We start from the raw sequence: 20,899 nt of genomic DNA, 5'->3' as shown, positions 1-20,899 counted from the left end.
GTGTGGATCCGCCGGTTGGAGCGCAGAGGCTGTCTTTTGACAGTCCCATGCTTCAACTCGTGGTGCGTTTTGGTCATGTCTTCAGACTATACCAAAAGGTCAGTCAACATTGCACCCTACGAGAGGGTTCATTCGCGTCCCTGTAGCCCAGTTTTGCGGGCTGGTCTTCAAGTGACGCATTTTCCCGAGGTTAACAGCTATGTGCAGAATTGGTTCCATCAAGAGCAAGACGCCTGTACCCCCCTCAATGGCGCTCAATCTAATGCTGCCGCAGCAGGAAGGGCATGACAACTCCGGTTTTGCTATGGTTATGCAAGACCTGGAGGGCGTGTTCAGCCACTACAAAGACAAACCCCTGCTTTCATTGGCCTGCACCCCCGAGGGAGTGCAACTGGTCAACGATTACATGGAAGAAAAGGGTTTTGTGCAGGTTGCCCAGTGGGTGCCTGAAGTGGACAAACGCCCCGGTCTCAAGATTGAGGCCATGCCCCGTTACGTCTTCCGCAACTATGACTACCCGGAGGAATACCGCTCCCGTAGCCAGGAAGAACGCGAAAACCTGCTGCTGGACACGCGCCTTGAGCTGCGGGACTTATTGGCCGAGAAAAAGAATGGCTTTGTCTATTCGTTCTGGCCCGATGTGCTGACCCTTAAAGAAATCGGTGATCCTGCCGACATAGCTGTCTATTTTCGACTATGGAAAGACGATGGCCGCCTGACCGCGCGCAATATCGTGACCCAGTGCCGCCAGAATACCAACTACGCCATCGTGCGTTACGCTGCGCATCCCTTCTTTTTGCAGGGCTACACTGTGTGCGCCAACGGCGAGAACACTTTTTTCACCAAGAACAAAGAGTTCCAGAAGTCGCTGCACAGGGGCTATGTGGGTTTTGAATCCGACTCGCAGAACTTTCTGTACACCTTGCACTATGTCTTGCATGAGCTGGGTTGGCCCATCAAGTATTACAAGCACGTTATCACGCCCCTGCCTTTTGTGGAGGCCGAACAGCGCGCTGACCGCAAGGTTCTGAATCTTATTCGCGAATCCCTCGCGCATCTGGAGATCAACGGCCCCAACACCATCATCGGCCTTCTGCCCGACGGCAAGATGATTACCTGCTGCGACTCCAAAAAGCTGCGGCCCGTTGTTGTGGGCGTAAACTCGGACATGGTGGCCATCGCCTCCGAGGTTTGCGGTCTGAACGCCATCATGCCCGACCGCGACATCTCCAACGACATCTATCCCAATGAACGGGAAATGGTGGTTATTGACAACGATCTGGCGGTGCAGCGATGGAATCAGTAAGAACTCAGGACGTAAGTGTTAACGACCTGCGCTGGAAGATAGAATACCGCCCCGATTTGTGCACCATGTGCGGCTCGTGCGTGGCGGCCTGTACTTTCAACGCCATTGAAGTGGGCATGATGCGCCGCAGCATCACGCTTTCGCGCAAGGCCTTTCCCGACCCGACGCAGGAACATTCCGCGCGCCCGGTCATCATGCAAAAGGCCAGCATCCCCAACGCCTGCGTGGGGTGCGGCATGTGCGAAAAAATCTGCCCCAACGCGGCCATCAAACCCGTGCGCAACCAGGATAATCGGTTCCCCGTGCTGGCGCGTCACCATGGCCCCGTCAAACGGGGCGGGCGCACCAACCTGAACCCGCCGCGCACGCTCGATTCCATCTTTGTGGGCCGCATCAGCCAGATGACCGACCCCGCGCTGGATTCCGAGCGCCATACCTTTGATATCCGCTCGCCCCTTGGCCGCGTCATGCTTGCCAAGGAACTGCCCCTGCGCGTTGACGGCGACAGCCTTGTGCTGACCGAGCGCACCCCCCCGGTGCACTGGATTTACCCCGCCATCTTCAGTGACATGAGCATCGGCGCGCTCTCCACCCGCGCGTGGGAAGCCATTGCCCTTGCCGCAGCCTATCTTAACGAACACTGCGGGATGCCTGTGCGCATGTGCTCGGGCGAGGGCGGCATGCCCATCAAGTTGCTGGAATCCGACCAGCTCAAGTACATGATCTTGCAGATAGCCTCCGGTCACTTTGGCTGGAACCGCATCATCAAGGCCATGCCCCGCATGAAAACAGACCCGGCGGGCGTGCTCATCAAGATTGGTCAGGGTGCAAAACCCGGCGACGGCGGCCTCTTGCCCGCAGCCAAGGTGGCTCCGCACATTCAGGCCATCCGTGGTGTACCCAAGGCGACCCTGCATTCGCCGCCGAACCATCAGGGCCTGTATTCCATTGAAGAATCCGTGCAGAAAATGCACCTTTCGCTCAATGCGGCCTTTGGCTTCCGCGTGCCGGTGGCCATCAAGTGCGCGGCATCTGCCACGTCTGTTTCCGTATACAACAACCTGCTGCGCGATCCCTACAAGATTTGCGGCGGGTTCTTCATCGACGGTATTCAGGGCGGCACCGGCGCTGCCAACGAGGTTTCGCTGGAGCATACCGGGCATCCCATTGTTTCCAAGCTGCGCGACTGCTACATGGCTGCCGTTGCCCAGGGTCTTCAGGGGCAGATTCCCCTGTGGGCTGGCGGCGGCATAGGCCTGACCGGCAACGCGGCTGCGGATGCCTTCAAGATGATCTGCCTTGGCGCCAACGGCGTTATCATTGGCAAGATCCTCATCCAGTTGCTGGGCTGCGTCGGCAATGAGCACGGCCGCTGCAATGCCTGTAATACCGGCAAATGTCCCACGGGCATATGCACCCAGGATCCCCGTCTGGTCAAAAGGCTGGATGTGGACAGGGGCGCGCAGAACATTGTGGACTACATGCTGGCCTTTGACTCCGAACTGCGCAAGCTGCTGGCCCCTGTGGGCAACAGTTCGCTGCCGGTTGGGCGCTCCGACGCCCTGGTTACCACGGACAAGGCTGTGGCCGACAAGCTGGATATCCAGTACGCCTGTTAGACTTTGGCGAGGAGCAGAACATGCTGCGCGTTAGCACGGTAGACGAACACAAGCGCATGTCCACCCAGGATTTGCTGCTGGCCATTGAGGCGGCGGTAGAGAAGGGTGAGACTGACTTTTATATTGAGGCCTCGGGCCAGCACGATATCGGCGGCCCCCTGTGGAACAAGGAAGGAAAAAAGCTGACCTTCAAGGTCAGCAACCCCGGTCAGCGGGTAGGCTCCATGTGCCTGCCCAACACCGAGATTCTGGTTGAAGGCTCCGCTTCGGCGGACGTAGGCTGGTTGAACGCGGGCGGGCGTATTGTGGTGCGCGGCGACGCGGGCGACACTGCGGCCCATTGCGCGGCAGCCGGTACTGTTTACATTGGTGGCCGCGCGGGTACCCGCTCTGGCTCACTCATGAAGCACGACCCCCTGTATGAAGCCCCGGAACTCTGGGTGCTCAAGAGCGTGGGCAGCTTCTCTTTTGAATTCATGGGCGGCGGCAAGGCCGTTGTGTGCGGCCATGACAGCCAGGGCATTGCCTCGGTTATGGGCGAACGCTCCTGCGTCGGCATGGTTGGCGGTGCTGTTTACTTCCGTGGGCCTGTTGGACAGCTGCCCAAGGACGTGCGCCTCAACCCCCTGGACGATGAAGACATCGCCTGGCTTGATGCTGGTCTTGACGATTTTCTGATGGCCATTGACCAGCCCAGCCTGCGCAGCGAACTGTGCGACTGGAGCCAGTGGCAGAAGATCACGCCGCTGCCGTTTGAGGAGCGCGGTCAGAAGGAAGTCTTGAGCCTTGGGCAGTTCCGCAGCAAGGAATGGATACCCAGCGGCATTTTCAGCGACGTGGCCCCCGATGACTTTATGGTCAACGGGCTGGTGGCGCGCGGTGATTACCGCCTGCGTGTGCCCATGTGGCAAAACGCCGAGTATGCCGCCCCTTGCGAATTCAACTGCCCGGCGTCCATCCCCACCCAGCGCAGACTTAACCTTCTGCGTGAAGGTAATGTGGAAGAAGCCTACCGCATGGTGCTGGATTACACGCCGTTCCCCGGTTCCGTCTGCGGCAGCGTGTGCCCCAACCCCTGCATGCAGAGCTGCACGCGCACTGATCTGGACAGCCCCGTGCAGATCGGCAAGCTCGGTTCCTGTTCTGCGGATATCACGGTTGATAAGCCCAAAAACCGCACCGGCAAACACATTGGCGTGATCGGCGGCGGTGTTGGCGGCCTCACGGCTGCCTGGCAGCTCGCCCGTCTGGGACACGACGTCACCGTGTACGAAGCCGACTCCGTCATGGGCGGCAAGCTTGAGCAGGTGATTCCCCGTGCACGTCTGAACCATGACCTGCTGCGCAAGGAACTCAAGCGTATTGAGGACATGGGCGTGGCCTTTGTGAACAATTGCCCTGTTGACGCCAAAAAGTTCGAGGAACTGCGCAAAAAGCACTCTGCTCTGGTGGTCGCCACCGGCGGGCATGTGCCGCGCATCTTCCCCTGGCCCGGTCACGAAAAGATCGTGGCTGGCATCGACTTTCTGAAAGCCATCAACAAGGGCGAAAAGCCCGCCGTGCCCGACAGCGTGATTGTTATCGGTTGCGGCAACGCTGGTATGGACGCCGCTGTGGGCGCATACGCCATGGGCGCCAAACAGGTGACCTGCATCGACGTGCAGAAGCCCGCCGCCTTTGCTCACGAAATTGAGCATGTCGAAGGGCTGGGCGGCAAGCTTGTGTGGCCCGTGCAGACCAAGGAAGTCACTGATAACGGCATCATCAGCCAGGAAGGAACGCTCATTCCCGGCAAGATGGTCATTATCACCATTGGCGAATCGCCCGACCTCTCCTTCCTGCCGGAAGGTTTGGAAAAGTTCCGCGAATGGATCGTGCCCAAGCCCGACCTCAGCATCATGGATGGCGTTTTTGCAGTGGGCGACGTTATCAAGCCCGGCCTGCTGGTGCATGCCATCGGCACGGGCCGCGATGCCGCCTTTGCCGCAGATGCCTTTGTGCGCGGCGAAACTTACACGCCGGAAAAGAAAAAGCTCGTGCCTTCCACGCGTCTGCATACGGCCTATTTTGCCAAGTGTCATGACCGTGAGCTGCCCACGCCGCAGGATGAATTCTCCCGTTGCGTGAGCTGCGGCACCTGCCGCGACTGCAAAATGTGCCTTAAATCCTGCCCGGAAAAGGCCATTGACCGCAAGGAAACCGCTGGCGGCGGATTTGAATACGTTTCTGATCCTACCCGTTGCATCGGTTGCGGCATCTGCTCCGGCATCTGCCCCTGCGGCATCTGGACCATGTATCCCAACTGGGACATGAGCTAGGCCTCTGGCGGGCTTTTGCCTGCCCAGAATGAACGCAAAGCCCCCTTTCTCCCGCAACACGGGCAAGAGAGGGGGCTTTTCTGCGCTCGGATGCCCGGCATCCTGCACTTTTGCTTAAAGCAAAATTATTGCATACTGGCAGAAGGCACAGTTTATCTGTATTCAGTCCGCGCTGCATTCGCCGTGCTTTGCGCGCAATAGCAGTATGCGGTTTCACTGCCAGCATTTTCAGGAGAATTTCAATGGATGTTTTTGAAGCGCTGTTTACCCGCCGCAGCATACGTAAATTCACGGCTGAGCCTGTGAGTGATGAAGACTTGCAGCTCGTACTCAAGGCCGCCATGTGCGCGCCCAGCGCACACAACAAGCAGCCCTGGCACTTTGTGGTTGTGCGCGACAAAGCCCTGCTGGCCTCCATTGCCGAGCGGCACCCCTATGCTAAGATGGCCGCTGAAGCGCCTGTGGTGATTGTGGTTTGCGCCAATCCGGAAGAAGCCAAAGCCCCCGGCTACTGGCAGCAGGATTGCACGGCCGCTCTGGAAAACATGCTCATTGCCGCGCGCGGCCTGAACCTTGGCACCGTGTGGTGCGGCATGTACCCCTTCGAAGACCGTGTTGAACCCATCCGCGAACTGCTCAATGTTCCGGCCCAGATCAACATGCTCGGTCTTGTGGTCATGGGGCACCCTGCGCAACCCTTTGCCGAGGCGGACAGATTCAACGAAAGCAAGGTTCACCTGAACGGCTGGTAAACAGCCTTACTCCGCAACATCGAGGCCTGAACTCATGGATTCACAACCTTTGCGCTCCGGCGCGGGCTGTGCGCCGCACATTGTTGTGGATGACGCGCAACCGGGTGATATGGCGGCAGTGCAGGGCATTTACGCCTGGCATGTGCTGCACGGGCTGGCAACATTTGAAGAACTGCCACCCGCTGCGGAAGAAATGGAGCGCCGCCGTCAGGCCGTGCTTGCTCTTGGTTTGCCCTATCTGGTGGCCCGGCAGGACAATACTGTTGTGGGCTATTGTTACGCCGGGCTGTACGGCACGCGGTCTGCTTTCAGATTCTGTCTGGAAGATTCCATCTATGTTGCCCAACAGGCAATGGGGCAAGGGCTTGGGCATGCGCTGCTGCAAGCGCTCATTGCGCGGTGCGAGCGCGGTCCCTGGCGGCAGATGGTGGCTGTTATCGGCCACAGCGGCAACGCTGGTTCCATTGCCCTGCATGCGGCGCATGGCTTCAGGCACAAGGGAGTGCTCCAGTCTGCGGGCTACAAGCTCGGCCAATGGGTGGATGTTGTGCTGATGCAGCGGCCACTGGGTCTCGGCGACACCGCCAAGGCTCTGTAATCGCGGGGCTGCTGCGTCAAAAAATTGAGGCAGCATAGCGTATTACAAAAAAGCCTGTTGCGGTACGGAATGTGTCCTTCTCAGGAATATTCCGCCACGCAGCAGGCTTTTTGTTATTCTTGCGGGCAGGCACGCTTAGGCATGACTGCCAACCGTAGTGTTACACGCCCAAGGCGATCATGGCGTCAGCAACCTTGCGGAAGCCCGCAATGTTAGCGCCCATCACAAGGTTGCCCTTGTGGCCGAATTCTGCGGCAGTGGCGGCGGCACGCTGGTGAATGTCATACATGATGTGCTTGAGCTGGTTGTCCACCGCTTCAAACGTCCAGCGCTGCATGCTGGCATTCTGCGCCATTTCAAGCTGGCTGACAGACACGCCGCCAGCATTGGCTGCCTTGGCGGGGCCGTAGGCGATGCCGGAAGAAATAAAGGCATGCACTGCGTCAAGCGTAGAGGGCATGTTTGCACCTTCCGCCACGCAACCGCAGCCGTTGGCAAGCAGGGTTTCCGCGTCCGCGAGGTTCAGTTCGTTCTGCGTCGCGCAGGGAAAAGCCGCAAAGCAGGGCACGTTCCACACGGCATTGCGCCCGGCGGGATAGGACGCCACAGGTGCGTACTTGGCGGAAGAAACCAGCTCCGCATAGCGGGTGAGGGGGCCGCGCTCAATTTCTTTCACCTGCTTGAGCACGTCCAGCCTGATGCCCTCAGGGTCATAGATCATGCCGCGCGAGTCGGAAACGGTCACGGGCTTTGCGCCCACCTGAATAAGCTTCTGGCAGCAATGGATAGCTACGTTGCCCGCGCCGGAAACCGTGCAGACCTTACCTTCAAGGCTTTGGCCGCGCGCATCGAGCATGGCCTGGGCAAAATACACAGCGCCGTAGCCGGTGGCTTCAGGCCGCGCCAGCGAACCGCCAAAGAGCAGGTTTTTGCCGGTGAGTACGCCTTCGTAGCGCCGGGTCAGGCGCTTGTACTGCCCAAAAAGAAAGCTGATTTCCTGACTTCCCACGCCAATATCGCCAGCAGGCACGTCAACGGTTGCGCCAATATGCGTCCAGAGTTCCGTCATGAATGCCTGGCAGAAGCGCATGATCTCCGTCTTGGATTTACCCTTGGGGTTGAAATCAGAGCCGCCCTTGGCGCCGCCGATGGCAAGGCCCGAGAGCGAGTTTTTGAAAATCTGCTCAAAACCAAGAAATTTCAGCACGCCCTGATTCACGCTGGGGTGAAAGCGCAGGCCGCCCTTGAACGGGCCGAGAGCCGAGTTGTACTGAACCCGATACCCCCGGTTGACCTGAACCTGCCCTGCATCGTCCATCCATTGCACGCGGAAGGAGACGCAACGTTCCGGCTCCACAATCCGCTCAAGGATTTTCATTTTTGCGTATTCAGTTTGCTTGTCCAGGATGGGTTGCAGACTTTGCAACACCTCTTGCACTGCCTGCAAAAAAACAGGTTCATGGGGATAGGTTTCTTTAAGGTTATTTAACACTCGCTCAACATAAGGCATGTTGCTCTCCTGATAGGGGGGATAAGGATTGCATGAAAAAACTTCCGCATAACATTGATTCAAGCAGGTTTTTTTTAGACAAGATGATGCAGTTTGACAAGAATTTAAAAAAATACGTAATCCGATATGGGGGATATGGCACTTGCGACAAAAAGCCCCGGTCGGCTAACAAGCTGACCGGGGCTGAATGGCCGGAAAAGCGGAAATTTCTGGATCAGCCAGCAAAAGGTTCTGGTGTCGCTTCCAGGGCAGCGTGCAACGCTTCGTCCAGTGTCGGGTGCGCAAACATGAAGGCATCGAGCGCAGAGCCGTGGTATTGCCCTATGAGCAGCAACTGCGCCGCTGTGACAAGGTGCGAAACCCCGTGCCCCAGAGCCGCAATGCCCACAATGCAGCCGTTCTGCCACACAATCTTGATAAAGCCCGACGCATCGCCCCCGGCCTGAGCAATGGCATTGCCCATGAGTTGCGCCCTGGAAACAGCCACCGGGCCGCTCTGGGCCAAAGCCTGCCTGGCGGTAAGGCCCACACGCATGATTTCCAGGCTGCCGTAAACGCAGGAAGGCACCGGCCCGGAAGCGTAAGGGCCGCTTTGCGCGCCAACAATGCGCCGCGCCACATACGCGCCCTGATGCTCCGCAGCGTGCGCCAGCAGGGTTTGCCCGTTGATGTCGCCAATGGCGTAAACATTGGGGGCAGCCATCAGATGCTCATCAACTGCGATGAATCCGCGCGACTTAAGCGTGCATCCGGCTTTTTCCGCTCCAAGATCATCGGTGTTGGGCGTTCTGCCCACAGCCACAAGGGCCTTGGAGGCGGTCAGTTCTCTGCCGTCCTCAAGCACAAGCACAGCAGCGCCCTCACGCGTTGTGAGCGATGCAGCCTTAACGCCCGTGATGCAGGTTATGCCGGTTTTGCCAAGGAGCTTTGCCATTTCCTGACCAAGATCGGCATCTTCAGTGGGCGCAAGGTGGGGTGCGGCTTCCACTATAGTGACCTTGCTGCCCATGGCGTTGAAAAAGTCGGCCATTTCAAGGCCGATGGCCCCCGCGCCCACAACAATCAGGTTTTCCGGCACAGCAGGCACGCACAACATGTCTGTGCTGTCCAGAACGGCATCATGGTCGGGCGTCATGCCGGGGAATGCGGCGGAGCGGGAACCGCCAGCAAGGATGATGTGCTCTGCTCGCAGATTCTGCACGGTGCCGTCTGCGGCTGTCACCACAACTTCCGAGGGGCTGGCGCAAGCGGCGCGGCCTTCAATAAGCGTTACGCCAAGCTGCTCCAGGCCCTTGCTCAGGGTCTGGGACGAGGCTTTGACAAAACGCTGAATGCGTTTTTGCAGCGCATCGTAGTCCACCTCAATGCTGCCCTTGGCAACGCGTTGGCGCTCAAGACCACGCAGCAATCCCTTGGGAGCGGTTGCGCCCAGCAGCAGCTTGGTAGGGATGCAGCCGCAGTTAAGGCATACGCCGCCCATATGGGTGCTTTCAATCAGCGCAACAGATTTTCCGCCACGGGCAAGTATGCCTGCCGCCTTGGCTCCGCCAGGCCCGCCGCCGATAATGACAACATCAAACGTATTCATGATTTTCTCCAGATATTGGCAGTTGGGCATGTGCTCACACGCACGGTTAATCACGGCGTGGCTGTCATGGCCCCACTGAAGGCTGCTGTTGTAGGGAAAGGCCGCTGGCTCCGCGCCAGGCGCAGTAGAACTCGGCTTGTGGCTGAGCATAGTACGGTGTCTTGAGCATATTGTCACCATGCGCGCTCTGGCGGCGGCGATAGACTGCATGTTCTGTGTATCGAGGTGGCGTTGTGCTTTTGCCGGAACATCTTAAAAATAATTTTTATAATCACGCATTTAATAAAAAACGGGATGATTTAATTGCATGAAATAACAGCATATTAATATTTATCTGTGTAACGCTGCGAGTGGTTGGCTATTTTACTGCGAAACCTGTAGTCTTGCTCCATACAAAGCGGAGGTTGTCCTCCCCCCGAATATTCCAGTCACTCCGCAAACTGAAGGAGAACCATATGGAAACCAGCGCAAGAAACGTTTTTTGTGGTAAAGTTGTTGCCGTTAATTCTGGCGCAGTCAACGATGAAGTAGAATTGTCCGTTGAAGGCGGCATCAACATCGTTGCTTCCATTACCAAGGTGAGCACCAAGAATCTTGGTCTTAAGCCCGGCGCCAGCGCAATGGCTCTCATCAAGGCCAGCTTTGTGCTGCTGATGAACGATGCAGAAAACTACCTGCTCTCTACCCGCAACCAGTTTGCCGGTACTGTGAGCAAGGTCACCCCCGGCGCGGTCAATGCCGAGGTTATTGTTGAACTGCCCGGCGGCGCTTCCATCGCCTCCATTGTGACCATGGGCAGCATCAAGAACCTTGGCCTGGAACCCGGCAAAAAGGTTACCGCCATTGTTAAGGCCTCGCAGGTTATTCTTGCTGTAGCCAAATAGATCGATTCATCAAGTTTAGGTTAGGGCCATTTTTACAGGCCTTGATCTGTAGCGGCTCTGCTGTTTGCAATAAACGGCAGAGCCGAATTTTTGCTCTGGCCTGCGTATATAACGTGCTGAAAGGTTATTATTTTTGAACTATTGCCGCGCCTGAGCCAAAAAAATATGACCTGACCATATAGCCTGCGGCCTCGCCTTCTGATATTTGAGGCGGCGCGGGTGGCTTGCGCCGTGCCATGGCAGAGGACAGGCCCCCGTAATACTCGTACTACTGGAATTTTATGAACAAAAAACTCGTGCGCGATTCCTTTGTGGTTGGGGCGGCCTTGTTCGCCATGTTTTTTGGCGCGGGAAACGTTGTGTTTCCCCCTTACATCGGCCTGACGGCAGGAACGCAGTGGTTCACGGGTTTTTTGTGCTATTACGCGGCAGATGTGGGCCTTGCCCTGTTGACCATATACGCCTTGCTGGCTTCTTCTTGCATTGACAGAAAGGAAGGGCTTTTCCACAGGCTTGGCGGAACTCCTGCCATGCTCATGATGCTGGCAATCATTCTGTGTATTGGGCCGTTGCTGGCTATTCCACGTACCGGGGCCACCGCCTTTGCCATTTCTTTTGCGCCGCTTGGCTACTCTTCCAAGGGGTTCAGCCTTGCAAAAGTGCTTTATTCTGCTGCTTTTTTTGGTATTTCGACCTTGCTGGCATACCGCGAATCCAATATGGTTGACGCCATCGCCCGTTACCTTTCGCCCATCAAGATCGGCGGTTTTTTCCTGATTGTGTGCGCCGCCGTTGTGTGGCCGCTGGGAGAAATCAATCCCAACGTGCGCGATGCGAGGGTCGCCTGGAACAGCATCCTCGCCGGATACCAGACGCTTGATGTCATGGCCTCGCTGGTGTTCGGATATATCATTGTGAATGCGCTTAAGGGCAAGGGCTATACATCCGGCAGCCAGAAGGCGCTCTCTGTTGGCTTGTCGAGCCTTGTGGCAGGAGTGCTGCTGTTCATAATCTATGGCGGGCTGTGCTACCTTGGCGCGACAGGCTCCGGCCTGTATCCTGCTGATACGGAAAAAGGCGCGCTGGTATCCGGCCTTGTGGGCGGGCTTTTTGGCCGTGCCAGCAATGTGCTGCTGGCTGTGATCATGACTGTTTCGTGCATGGCAACGGCTGTGGGGCTGATCGGCACCACGGGCACCTTTATTTCGCAGTTCAGCAAGGGGCGCTTCAGTTACCGGGCTGTGGCCGTTACCACCGGCCTGTTCAGCATGGTGATCTCCAACGTGGGGCTCGACAGCATCATTTCCCTTGCGGCCCCGGTACTGATTTTTCTGTACCCCGGCACTCTTGCTGTTATCGTGCTTTCACTGTTTGACAAGTTCATCAAGAATGACAACATCTTCCGTTTTGCCACCGTAGGCGCTTTGCTGAGCAGCGGCCTGAGCGTGCTTGAAGATTTTGGGCTGCCCATCAAACTGACAGCCTTGCTGCCTTTTGAATCGGTGGGGCTTGGCTGGATATTGCCCTCCCTGATTTTTGGCATTGCGGGCTTTTTTGTGCGTCAGGACAGGGGCAGGGCGTAGTTTCAGGAGCTATTGCTGACTGGCGCTTTGCGCCGCGCATATTTTTTGCAGAAACAAGATCTGTGCTGGTTAGCCATGATCGGCAGAATGCGACGGAGCCGGCGCTCCATGGGCTGCTGTGTCGATTTTGCCAAAGCATCTGTCGTCAATCATGATGTGCTGGGCTGTCAGCTCGTAAATCATAAAGTGCAGCAAGGCCGCGAGGTCTGCGCCATCGCGCTGGAACTGCGCCAGCAGAATGTTGGCTCTGTCCAGCAGGCGCTGGTGGGCCTGTATGTGCGCGGGTGCATCCGGGTATTCGATCTGATTCAGGATGTGCTCCTCAAACTGAAAATGCTCTACTGTGTCTGCCAGCAGGCTTTCAACAGCAGTGCCGATTGCTTTTTTGTCAGCACCGGAGCTATCCAGTTGCAGCAGGTTGTTGACTGTCGCAAACAGATTGCGGTGCTGCTGATCAATTTCCTCATGCCCGCATTCGTAAGTTTCGCTCCACTGAAGGCGCAATGCGCTTGAAGGGCTGCAAATAAAATTGCTGATGCTGCCGTCCAGATCCTCCACCCTGACCTGATTGCGCCCGGCAAGTTTAGCTCTGTACAGGGCCAGATCTGCGCGTTGCATCCATTCGTCCACAGTGTCGGTTGCCCGGCAGGCAGCCACGCCAATACTTACTGTAACCCTTGCATCAAAAGAAAAATGTAGTTTTTCAAGGTGATGGCGGATGTGCTCCGCCAGGGTTACGGCGTCAAAAAAAGTTGATGAAGGTAAAACCACAACAAATTCTTCCCCACCCCACCGTCCAGGCACGTCAGTTGCGCGTATGTCTGTGCGCAGCAATCTGCCAAAACCTCGCAGCACTTCATCGCCGGCAAGGTGCCCGAACTGGTCATTGATGCGCTTGAAGTTGTCCAGATCCAGCATCAACAACGTAACCGGATGCCCATAGCGGTGCATGCGCGCCATTTCCTGCTGCAATATTTCTTCAATGCGTACACGGTTCCAGCAGCCGGTCAGTCTGTCCAGCAGGGCAGCCTTGCGCATGGCCGCATCCGAACGCTCCTTTGCCATGAGCGCAAAGCCAGTTGATACCATGATCAAGGAAATAAATGTGACAAGGTAGAGTGTTACCTGAACCGGTGTGTTCAGAAAAATGCTCATTATCTGGTCTGGGGCAATAATGGCTGTGCAAAACTTCCATGCAAGCGCAATAATTGATAACCCAATGCCAAATACCATCAGGTTCCGCCCGCGCACAGAAAAATCAAACCTGTAGCTTAGCAGTGCCTTTTGCACGAGAAAACCCTGAAATGCCAGCAAGGCATTGATCATCAGAACGCGAAAGATGACAGAATCAAAGAAAACGAGCACGCCAATCGTTGTAACCAGGGGTGGCCCCCAAAACAGAAAACGGCTGCGCGGGTGTATGCCAAGAAAAATATGAACAGCATAGTAAAAAATTGCATATGAAAGAGAAAAAAGAGTATTTGCGACCACCACAGAGAAAAAGTCTGGAATATTTCCGCGCATGGCAAAGAGAATATAGCTTGTGGCGTGAATGCAGAGCGCCAAACCCCATTCGCGTAAACCATCGCCTGCATGACGTTCAGAAGCCGCAAGCGCAGATGCCGCAAGCGTAATACAACCGGCGACCAGCATCACGAACATTGTTGGAATATGAAATTCCACTTTAGCTCCAAATTTATCATCTCACGTTCAAGTGATGTGGTAAGGGTCTAGTACATTATAGTAATAAAAATATATCAACAGTCAAATTATATAATATTTTCTAAAACGGCAACAAGATTACCAGTTTACATGAGCAGTTATTAATAGCATTTATTAATACTTGTGGACATGCCAAGGCGATGCTGGCCGCGCACCATTTGCAGCGCATAAACTACGAGCGGAACTCCATCTAGGAGTTCCGCTCGTAGTTTATGCTTTTTTGCAATGCAGCAGCACGTCAATCGAGGGTGAAAATGGACTTGAAGTCTACATTTTCCTGCCACTCTGGCTGATTGCGCTTGTCAAAAATCATGTCGCCAAGCACAAGAAAGTCCATCTCTGTACGCATAAAGCAGGTATAGGCATCCATGGGAGTGCAGACAATAGGTTCGCCGCGCACGTTAAAGCTGGTGTTAACGACCATGGGGCAGCCCTGTTCCCGCCGGAACGTGTCTATCAGCCCCCAGTAACGGGGATTGGTGCTGCGCGAAACGCTCTGGATGCGGGCAGACCAGTCCACATGCGTGATGGCCGGGACAGAAGAGCGTTGCAGATACAGCCTGTCGTAGAGCGGCAGCTCACGCACGTTTTCCGGCAGCGCCGTGCGGTGCTTCTGCGCCACTGGGGCGCACACAAGCATGTAGGGCGACTTGGCGTCAAGATCAAACCATTCGGCGCAGTATTCTTCAAGCACAGAGGGCGCAAAGGGGCGGAACCCCTCGCGAAACTTGATCTTGAGGTTCAGCTTTTTTTGCATTTCAGGTCTTCTGGGGTCACCCAGAATCGACCTGTCGCCCAGAGCACGGGGGCCATATTCCATGCGGCCCTGAAACCAGCCGACCACAGCGCCGTCCGCTAGGTGCTGGGCCACCGTGGAATACAGTTCTTCAATGTTGGTGTATTCGGTATAGGGCGCGTCAAAACGGCGCGCGACCCGCAGAACGTCGTTGCGCGAAAACTCCGGCCCAAGGTAGGAGCCTTGCATTGCATCAATACCGTTGGGGGATGGGCGCTCGTTGCCGCCCCAGATGTGCCAGGCAGCCTGTGCAGCCCCAAGCGCGCCGCCAGAGTCGCCGGAGGCGGGCTGGATCCATACATTCTTGAAAATGCCGCTGCGTATCAGCAGACCGTTGGCAACGCAGTTCAGGGCCACGCCGCCCGCCATGACAAGATTGTCGCAGCCGGTCAGCGCGCGGGCTGTGCGGGCCAGCTTGAGCACGATGTCTTCCGTCACCTGCTGGATAGCCAGCGCCAGGGCCATATACTCCTGACCGATTTCGCTCTCCGCATCGCGAGGAGGAATACCCAGCAGCTTTTCCCACTTGTCGCGCTTGTACATGCGCAGGCCGGTGGCATAGTCAAAGTATTCCATGTTCAGCAGCAGGGAGCCGTCTTCGCGAATATCCACCAAGCTGTCGCAGATGGCTTTTTTGAGCCTGCCCACAAGCTCCATGTCGCCATCGCCGTACGGCGCAAGCCCCATGAGCTTGTATTCGCCCGAATTGACCTTGAAGCCGCAGTACGCGGTAAAAGCCGTGTAGAGCAGACCCAGCGAGTGGGGAAACTGCTGCTCTTTGAGAATGCGAATACTGGCGTTTTCGCCAAGGCCAATGGTGGTGGTCGCCCATTCGCCAACGCCATCAATGGTCAGGATGGCGGCCCTGTCAAAGGGCGAAGGATAAAAGGCGCTGGCAGCGTGCGAAAGGTGGTGCTCTGGAAAAAGCATCTTGGGCGAGCCGGGGCCGAGCTTGGCTATGGCCTCGCGCAGCATGGAGCGCATGAACAGCTTTTCCTTGATCCAGACGGGAATGGCGGAAAGAAAGCTGCGCAGGCCAGCCGGGGCAAAGCCGTTGTAGGTTTCAAGCAGGCGCTCGAACTTGAGGTAGGGCTTGTCGTAAAAGGCCACAGCCTCCAGATCGGCAATATTCAGACCGCCCTCGCGCAGCACGTAGGCCGCAGCGTGACTGGGAAATCCGGAATCGTGCTTGATACGTGAAAAGCGCTCTTCGTGAGCGGCTGCCACAATTTTGCCGTCCACCAGCAGCACGGCTGCGGAGTCGTGGTAATAGGCAGAAATGCCAAGAATGGCTCTGGGCATGAAGGCTCCCATATGTCGTTGGCGCTGGGTGCGCCTGACCCGATACTGTTAAAAAACAGAGTAAATAAAGGGCGCTATGGCCGAGCCGCTGGTCATCACCACAAGCACGCCAAACAGCAGCAGAACGAGCACAAGGGGAAGCAGCCAGAATTTTTTGCGCTGCATAAAAAATTGCAGCAAGTCTTTAAGAAAATCCATTGATATCTCCTGAAGGAACAAATCCTAAAAAGGATGTTCCAGATCTTTTGTTTCAAAGGTGTGATCGCGCGAGACAAAGGTGGAATCCGAGCTCTTTTTCCAACCTTTGCGACGCATGGGGTCATGGCCGAAAAGGCGCATGACAAGCGCCAGCGGGGTCACAACAATAAAAAATATGACGCTCAACAGCAGACGCGACATGACGGAGCCAAGCAGCAGGGAAAGCCCCAGCCAGAGCTTTGCCACGGGCGAATACATGCGGGGCCAGATCATGCCCGCCAGCAGCAGCCCCAGAGCAAGGGGCAGCAGGGTGAGCGACTTGGTAAACATGACGGCCAACAGACATATCAATGTCATGGCCATAGCGGTATCGGCGCATTCCTTGTTGCTCACGGCAGCAGGTAAAAAGCCGAAATGTAGTTTGCGGTTTTGCATCAGTTTCCTCTTGCAGCGGGGGATGATTGCAGGGCGGCGCGCACGTATGGCTCAAGAATGTCTGCGGCAACAGCGTTGCCAAAGGCGTTCCAGTGCTTGTCGCAACTGAAATACAGGTCGGGGTATTTGACGCCGCGTGCAAGCATGGCAGGCATCAAGTCCACATAGGTCGCGCCGGTGCGCCCGGCCAGTTCGCGCAGCTTGCGGGCAAGGGGCGGTTCCTTGCCGTCATAGTGCTCAAAATCCTGATAGGCAGGGATGGTGAACAGAATAACCTTGCGGTTTCCCGCTTCGGCCACAAGCTGTTCAATGGAATAGCGCATGATGTTCCATTCGTTCTCGGGCACGGAATAGTACATGGATCCGCCCGAAGGATCACCTATATTTTCAGGTGTCCAGCGGGGGACAAGCTTCATGTTTTCGATTTTGAAATCATTCAGATAAATAGCAACCCGGTACAGGCAGCTCCATTCCAGCAGGGTGAGCTTAAAGCTTTTGGCCAAGGCCTGAACCTTAGTCGGCTGGGGCAGTTTTTTAACCGGGTAAAACAGCTTGTAATCAGGATAATCGCCAACCAGATATGGGCGGTAATCGTCCGTGTCCTGAGTGTAGTAGAAATCCAGGCTGTTATCTTCAAAATCATTGCGGGGCAGAATGCCCAACAGAACAACATCATGCTTGAACTGTTTAACCAGATGCTTGTATTGCAGCCATTCCTGAATGGTACCAAAACCGCCGGAAGTGCCAAAATTGAGCATTTCCTTGCCGGTCGACGCCTCAAGCAGGTTGGAGAGCCTGTCTTCCGAGCTGTTGCCCCATCCTTCAATAAAAGAATCGCCCAGTATAACCACGCGCGGCTGGTCTGCATCCTTGGTGCGCTCCTTGTCGCGCATGCCAAAGGCGTTGGAAGCATACTGGGCCGTAAAGCAGGGCTTTTTGTGAAAATATGTGGAAGAAGGGTGGTGCCATACGCCAAAATGCTCGTCGCTGAACGTCCAGAACTTGCTGTTAACGTTCACCAGACTGTAAGACGGCATCTGAATATTTGTGTTTATATACTTGATGTAAAAATAGGATGCCACCTCAAGCATGGCTACCAGCATAAACAGAAAAATCAGGAATCTTTTTAGCATAAAGAAGTGGTTGAAAGAAAGTTTCGGGGTTCAGGCGTGTTGGCTTCCTCACCGAAGGCGGCACCTGAACAAAAAGGGCAAAGCGCGAACATAATCAAGTAGAGCATATATGCCTGCTTTGCCAACTTTTCAAGCATGGGTTTGTGGGGGGAGAAACTCTATATCCCCGTATGGCGCGGCCTGCGGCACCTCACTATGTAATCAGAATTGAAAATAGCCGCACAAAAAACTGTTTTTGCAGGATTTTGTGCGGCTATTTAATTTTATGCAGATGCGAACAGATGAAGTTTTTGCCCGGCTATCTGATTTCACGTGTGGTGTGGAATGTTATCTGCGGCCATTCTTCAATAACCCTTGAGAGCCGCCATTCGCTGCTGGAAAGGATGGCAAGGCAGTCGTCGCCGTCGTAGGCGAGGTTTGACTGCTGGTCGGATTTAAAGGACTCCAGCGCCGCCCTGTCATTGGAGGTTATCCAGCGCGCGGCAGAAATGGGGCAGGGCTCGTACACGGCAATAACGCCGTATTCGGCCTTGAGCCGGGCAATGATAACGTCAAACTGCAGCACACCCACTGCGCCAAGAATGTGCGAGCTGTCTGTGATCGGGCGAAAAACCTGGATGGCCCCTTCTTCCGCAAGCTGTTTCAGGCCTTTGGCAAGCTGCTTGGAGCGCAGGGGGTCTGCCAGCTGCACGCGGCGAAAATGCTCGGGCGAGAAGTTGGGAATACCCGTAAACTTGAGCACCTCTGAAGTTGTGAGCGTGTCGCCGATTTTCAAGGTACCGTGGTTATGCAAACCGATAATGTCGCCGGGCCAGGCATCTTCAACGCCTTCACGGTCTTGCGCCATAAAGGTGATTGCCCGCGAAAGCTGCACCTCTTTGCCGATGCGGTGGTGCTTGACCTTCATGCCGCGCTCAAACCTGCCGGAACATATGCGCATAAAGGCAATTCTGTCACGGTGGGCGGGGTCCATGTTTGCCTGAATCTTGAAAACAACGCCGGAAAAATCTTCTTCAAGCGGATTGACCACGCGTTCGCCCGTGGCGCATTCCGCCACGCGGGGGATGGGGCCGGGGGCAAGACGCACAAGAGTGTCGAGCAGTTCCTGAACGCCGAAATTGTTGACCGCACTGCCAAAAAACACCGGGGTCTGCTTGCCCTTGAGGTACAGTTCCTTGTCAAAAGGAAAGCCCGCGCCTTCCAGCAGGTCAATCTCGGTGCGCAGTTGCTCGGCGGCGTCTTCACCAATCAGTTCGACGAGTTGCGGATCGTTCAGTCCGTTGATGACCAGAGCTTCCTTGGGGCGGGAGGTCTTTTTGCCGTCCTCCGCAAAAAAGCGGATGGCCTGCCGCTCGATGTCATACACGCCCTGAAAGCTCTTGCCCATGCCAATGGGCCAGGTCATGGGCGCGGCCTGAATGCTCAGGGTCTGCTCAATATCGCTCAAGAGGTCAAAGGCATCACGGCCTTCGCGGTCAAGCTTGTTGATAAAGGTCAGAATGGGCGTGTCGCGCATGCGGCACACTTCCATGAGCTTGCGGGTCTGCGTTTCAACGCCCTTGACCGAGTCAATGACCATGAGGGCGGAGTCCACAGCCGTGAGCACGCGGTAGGTATCTTCTGAAAAGTCCTGGTGACCAGGCGTATCAAGCAGATTTATGATATGGTCGGCGTAGGTGAACTTCATCACCGAGGATGAAACGGAAATACCGCGCTCGCGTTCAACTTCCATCCAGTCAGAAGTGGCATGGCGCTGGGCCTTCTTGGCTTTGACCGCGCCCGCCATCTGGATGGCTCCACCAAACAGCAGCAGCTTTTCCGTGAGGGTTGTCTTGCCTGCGTCAGGGTGGGAAATAATGCCAAAAGTGCGGCGTCTGAGCGCTTCGCGACTCATGGCCGATGATATGTTTGTTTGCATAAATCTGCCTGGAATTCAGAGGTCAGGAGTGTGCCGGTGGGTCGGAATCCGGCTGCATAGCGGCGCAAAGGCCTGCCGCATAATAAGATTGCTGGCTGATTGCGCGGGCCTGGCAAAAAAGCAGCACGGCATCTGCCGTGCGTTTGCGCTGCGCTGCAACGATCAGCATACACACCGCGAGGACAAAACCTCACGAAACACAGCGTGGGCCGTGCATTTGCCAAAACGGCAATTTAACCACTTATGTTAAGGCAGTCAAACAGTTTGCATGGGGGTGACTGCTTGAATTGCAGATGCCCGGAAGCAACATGAGCCGCAGTTCCAGCTGGTTACAAACCGTTAAGGATGCTTCGCACAACACCGCATGCTGGATTTTCTGGCGCATTTTGATGGATGTTCACTCCACACGCAGCATGGCAACAAGGTCACGCAGTCTGTCCCTGATGCTCATAAAGGCTTTGACCACATCCGGGTCAAACTGGCTGCCAGTGCCTTTGATGATTTCTCGGCAGGCCTCGTCGAAGCTCTTGGCCTGGCGGTATGGGCGTGATTGCAGCATGGCTGAAAGACTATCTGCCACGGTGATGATGCGTGCGCCCAGCGGAATGTGCCCGCTTTTAAGTCCCTGCGGGTATCCGTTGCCGTCAAAGCGTTCGTGGTGGGCGCGTACCATATCCACAATGCCGCAATCCCGCAGGCAGGCTATGGGAGCAAGAATGTCGGCCCCCATGTCTGGATGCTTGCGGATCGCCAGCCATTCCTTGGGAGTAAGAGCGGATGCTTTGGCCAGAATGTCGTCAGGAACGCCAATTTTTCCAAGGTCATGCAGGTGACCAGCCACATGGATTATGTCGGCAACCTGGTGTCCCAGCCCCATTGCAAGGGCCAAAGACTGCGAGATGATGGCAACTTCTTCTGAATGGGCGAGGGTATAGGTATCTTTGGCATCTATGGCTTTGCCGAGTGATTCTGCAAGTTGGTGGATGATTTCTGTCACAGCAGCGCTGCAAGGAACGAGTTTCTCGTGGCGGGTGGCGCTTTCGGCAAGGTTAAGGCGGGAATGACACAACATTACGTATCCTTATGGTCGGCGAAATGCGCCGTTCACGTTCAGACGTGCGGGCAGGGTTGAAAACACTTTTCAGATGAGGACACGGATTAGCAGTTTTGAAATCTAATTTCAATGTCAAATTAGCGGCATTCGTAAAAATTTGCAAGGTAGATAATGCACATGATT

The 20,899-nt window shown here is 55.8% G+C and carries 16 protein-coding genes; 7 read left to right on the top strand and 9 right to left on the bottom strand.

What is annotated here, in order from left to right:
- Window positions 1-304 precede the first annotated feature (304 nt).
- From ACUZ79_RS10130 to ACUZ79_RS10110, 5 genes are all read left to right on the top strand, one after another.
- On the top strand, window positions 305-1,306 hold the full coding sequence (locus ACUZ79_RS10130) for a glutamate synthase (protein WP_449251512.1): 1,002 nt from the start codon (window positions 305-307) through the stop codon (window positions 1,304-1,306).
- The gene (locus ACUZ79_RS10125; protein WP_240824256.1) at window positions 1,294-2,925 is read left to right on the top strand and encodes a glutamate synthase-related protein; all 1,632 of its coding nucleotides are present in this window, start codon (window positions 1,294-1,296) and stop codon (window positions 2,923-2,925) included. Before ACUZ79_RS10130 ends, ACUZ79_RS10125 begins: the two co-directional genes overlap by 13 nt.
- Window positions 2,926-2,945: 20 nt before the next feature.
- On the top strand, window positions 2,946-5,243 hold the full coding sequence (locus ACUZ79_RS10120; protein ID WP_449251511.1) for an FAD-dependent oxidoreductase: 2,298 nt from the start codon (window positions 2,946-2,948) through the stop codon (window positions 5,241-5,243).
- Window positions 5,244-5,485: 242 nt separating this feature from the next.
- Window positions 5,486-5,995, top strand: coding sequence for a nitroreductase family protein (locus ACUZ79_RS10115; RefSeq protein ID WP_240824258.1), 510 nt, complete (start codon window positions 5,486-5,488; stop codon window positions 5,993-5,995).
- 34 nt (window positions 5,996-6,029) lie between these two features.
- Window positions 6,030-6,593 carry an N-acetyltransferase family protein gene (locus tag ACUZ79_RS10110; RefSeq protein WP_449251510.1) on the top strand — a complete coding sequence of 188 codons (564 nt, stop codon included), beginning with the start codon at window positions 6,030-6,032 and terminating at the stop codon, window positions 6,591-6,593.
- Window positions 6,594-6,753: 160 nt separating this feature from the next.
- On the opposite strand, the gene gdhA is transcribed toward ACUZ79_RS10110, so the two are convergent.
- Window positions 6,754-8,103 carry an NADP-specific glutamate dehydrogenase gene (gene gdhA / locus ACUZ79_RS10105; RefSeq protein WP_449251509.1) on the bottom strand — a complete coding sequence of 450 codons (1,350 nt, stop codon included), beginning with the start codon at window positions 8,101-8,103 and terminating at the stop codon, window positions 6,754-6,756.
- 214 nt (window positions 8,104-8,317) lie between these two features.
- Window positions 8,318-9,691, bottom strand: a complete 1,374-nt coding sequence (locus ACUZ79_RS10100; RefSeq protein ID WP_449251508.1) for a dihydrolipoyl dehydrogenase family protein — start codon at window positions 9,689-9,691, stop codon at window positions 8,318-8,320.
- 455 nt (window positions 9,692-10,146) lie between these two features.
- On the opposite strand from ACUZ79_RS10100, the gene ACUZ79_RS10095 reads away from it, so the two are divergent.
- Both ACUZ79_RS10095 and brnQ read left to right on the top strand, forming a co-directional pair.
- Window positions 10,147-10,575, top strand: coding sequence for a TOBE domain-containing protein (locus ACUZ79_RS10095; RefSeq protein ID WP_240824262.1), 429 nt, complete (start codon window positions 10,147-10,149; stop codon window positions 10,573-10,575).
- A gap of 281 nt (window positions 10,576-10,856) precedes the next feature.
- On the top strand, window positions 10,857-12,158 hold the full coding sequence (gene brnQ, locus ACUZ79_RS10090) for a branched-chain amino acid transport system II carrier protein (RefSeq protein WP_449251507.1): 1,302 nt from the start codon (window positions 10,857-10,859) through the stop codon (window positions 12,156-12,158).
- A gap of 69 nt (window positions 12,159-12,227) precedes the next feature.
- On the opposite strand, the gene ACUZ79_RS10085 is transcribed toward brnQ, so the two are convergent.
- From ACUZ79_RS10085 to ACUZ79_RS10055, 7 genes are all read right to left on the bottom strand, one after another.
- Window positions 12,228-13,391, bottom strand: coding sequence for a bacteriohemerythrin (locus ACUZ79_RS10085; RefSeq protein ID WP_449251506.1), 1,164 nt, complete (start codon window positions 13,389-13,391; stop codon window positions 12,228-12,230).
- 727 nt (window positions 13,392-14,118) lie between these two features.
- On the bottom strand, window positions 14,119-15,978 hold the full coding sequence (locus ACUZ79_RS10080; RefSeq protein ID WP_449251505.1) for a carbamoyltransferase family protein: 1,860 nt from the start codon (window positions 15,976-15,978) through the stop codon (window positions 14,119-14,121).
- A gap of 48 nt (window positions 15,979-16,026) precedes the next feature.
- Window positions 16,027-16,176, bottom strand: a complete 150-nt coding sequence (locus tag ACUZ79_RS10075; protein ID WP_192111728.1) for a DUF5989 family protein — start codon at window positions 16,174-16,176, stop codon at window positions 16,027-16,029.
- A gap of 24 nt (window positions 16,177-16,200) precedes the next feature.
- Window positions 16,201-16,611, bottom strand: a complete 411-nt coding sequence (locus ACUZ79_RS10070) for an SxtJ family membrane protein (protein ID WP_449251504.1) — start codon at window positions 16,609-16,611, stop codon at window positions 16,201-16,203.
- Window positions 16,611-17,744 (bottom strand): SGNH/GDSL hydrolase family protein, encoded by a 1,134-nt coding sequence (locus tag ACUZ79_RS10065; RefSeq protein WP_449251503.1) that lies wholly within the window; start codon window positions 17,742-17,744, stop codon window positions 16,611-16,613. Before ACUZ79_RS10065 ends, ACUZ79_RS10070 begins: the two co-directional genes overlap by 1 nt.
- 298 nt (window positions 17,745-18,042) lie before the next feature.
- Window positions 18,043-19,662, bottom strand: coding sequence for a peptide chain release factor 3 (locus tag ACUZ79_RS10060; protein WP_449251502.1), 1,620 nt, complete (start codon window positions 19,660-19,662; stop codon window positions 18,043-18,045).
- A 397-nt stretch (window positions 19,663-20,059) separates the two neighbouring features.
- Window positions 20,060-20,734 (bottom strand): HD-GYP domain-containing protein, encoded by a 675-nt coding sequence (locus tag ACUZ79_RS10055; RefSeq protein WP_449251501.1) that lies wholly within the window; start codon window positions 20,732-20,734, stop codon window positions 20,060-20,062.
- Window positions 20,735-20,899 lie beyond the last annotated feature (165 nt).

It is taken from the genome of Desulfovibrio faecalis (assembly GCF_053570625.1).
The sequence above is the reverse complement of the archived record's forward strand: the minus strand, read 5'-3'. Positions and strand labels throughout refer to the sequence as shown.